The sequence below is a fragment of the Planococcus sp. CAU13 genome, from assembly GCF_000775575.1.
Classification (GTDB): domain Bacteria; phylum Bacillota; class Bacilli; order Bacillales_A; family Planococcaceae; genus Planococcus.
Genome location: NZ_JRGN01000342.1, coordinates 1 through 2,011, shown reverse-complemented (window position 1 = coordinate 2,011; position 2,011 = coordinate 1). Strand labels below are relative to the sequence as shown.

The 2,011-nt window shown below is 46.2% G+C and carries 1 protein-coding gene; it reads left to right on the top strand.

Annotation, left to right across the window (positions count from 1 at the left end; genetic code table 11):
• Window positions 1-166: 166 nt before the first annotated feature.
• Entirely contained in the window at window positions 167-1,912 is a 1,746-nt protein-coding gene (locus KW93_RS16005; RefSeq protein WP_033544055.1) for a mechanosensitive ion channel, read from the top strand.
• Window positions 1,913-2,011 lie beyond the last annotated feature (99 nt).

The following is a 2,011-nucleotide window of genomic DNA, read 5'->3' as shown; positions in this document are numbered from 1 at the left end:
CTTCGAGACATGAAAGGGCGTTGCATCGCTTCGCTGTTTTGTCGCAAGAGATTGGTCCAAATCTCTTTGAACCAATCTCTCACTGTCGCTTTTCTTTTTAGGTTTTGAAAAACAAGCACAAGGGGATAGGAAGAAGGACACATAAAATTTGAATGGAGGCAAAAGTATGGATACAAGGGGTTATTTCAATAATTTCATGAACGCGCTTCCTGAAATCCTTTTGGCGATTCTTGTTCTTATTATCGGTTATATTGCAGCCAAAATGGTAGAGAAAGCGGTTTACAGATTATTGGACCAATCGAAACTGGACGAAAAGGCAGGGATGAACCAGCAGAAATACAGCCTGTCGAAAATCATCAGCAAAATCGTCTTTGTGCTCATTCTGCTGTTCACACTGGCAATATTCTTTAACATCCTGAACCTTGGAGCGGTCGGAGCACCATTTATGGGAATCTTCGATAACCTCTCAGGTGCGTTCCTTGGCATTCTTAAAGCCGGTTTGATCCTGTTATTGGCATGGGTTCTGGCCACAGTCGTAAAACGGCTGATCTTAACCGCAGGCCGGAAATTCGATTTCGGCAAAGTGTCGAAAAAGACCGGAGCCTCAAAAAATGACACGGTGAAATGGACGGAAGCCGCAGCGAACATTGCATTCTATCTGATCTTGCTGTTATTCCTGCCGGCGGTACTCAGTGCTTTGAATATTCAGGGGCTGAGTGAACCGTTCGCGAATATGCTGGCAAGTGTGCTGAACTTCATACCGAAATTGGTCGGTGCAGCGGTCATCTTTGCAATCGGATGGATTGCAGCGACAATCGTCCGGAAAATTCTTTCCAAATTCCTGGAGTCGATCGGCACAGACCGGCTGGCAGCCAAACTCAAAATTTCCCAATTCTTCAACGGGACCAGTGTTTCCAATGTCATCGGCCTCATTGCGTTCGTTCTGATTATGCTGCCTGTGGCAATTGCGGCGCTTGAAGTGCTTGCCCTTCGCGGAATTTCTGAACCGGCAATTGCCATGCTGAATGACATCCTCGGTATGATCCCGAATATTATTGTGGCGATACTGCTGATTCTTGCAGGGATTATCATCGGGCGCTGGGTCAAAGATTTCGTTGTCCGGTTGATGAGAAATCTTGGAGCCGACTCTTTGACTGAAAAGATGGGAATGAATAAAACAGCGGATCCGGCTACAGATCCATCTGCTTATTCAATTGCTAATATCATCGGGATTGCGGCACAGGTATTCATCATCCTGTTATTCACAGTTGAAGCGCTGCAATTACTGAACCTTGAATTTATGGTATCGCTGGCAACCGGCATCTTTGCTTATATTCCGGCTGTCATTGCGGCATTGGTCATTCTCGCTGTCGGCTTCTGGCTTGCAAATCTGGCTGAAGATTTTATCGGCAGTGTCTTCAAAAAATCTTCCGGCGGGCCACATGTCCTTCGTTATGTAGCGAAATACGCTATTCTGGCATTCGCTTTCTTTATGGCGCTGGATCAGCTTGGCATTGCGGCATCCATCATCAATTCAGCCTTTATCCTGATTCTGGGAGGAGCCGCGCTGGCGTTTGGCCTTGCATTCGGACTTGGCGGCAGAGAACATGCCGCGCGTTATATGGATCGTATGGAAAATAGTTTGAAAGATACTGAAGTGGATAAAGAACAATGGGAAGAGAAGAAGAGAGAGACGGAAGCAAAGAAAGTCGGGCTTGAAAAAGAAGCGAAAGCGGCCGTCGATCCGATTGTGGAAAAAACTTCACCTGATGAAAGGCATCCGTTTGAAGGTCCGTCAAACACCTCAACACCAAAAACATCAACTGATTTACCGAAGAATTTCAATAAGGATGCACACGATAATTGGAACGGGCGCAACCGTAATATGGACGACCCGTTTAATGGAAAATAAATAGAAACAAAAGAAAAAGGCGGCCGCGGCTGCCTTTTTCTGTTTGCTTTTTGCACTTTTCTCTGTCTGGACTCCAACGGCCCAGCTCTTCGGGTCATA

What these genes read in the sequence shown, in the direction of transcription:
- KW93_RS16005 (WP_033544055.1), top strand. Translation starts at nt 167, where the DNA reads ATGGATACAAGGGGTTATTTCAATAATTTCATGAACGCGCTTCCTGAA.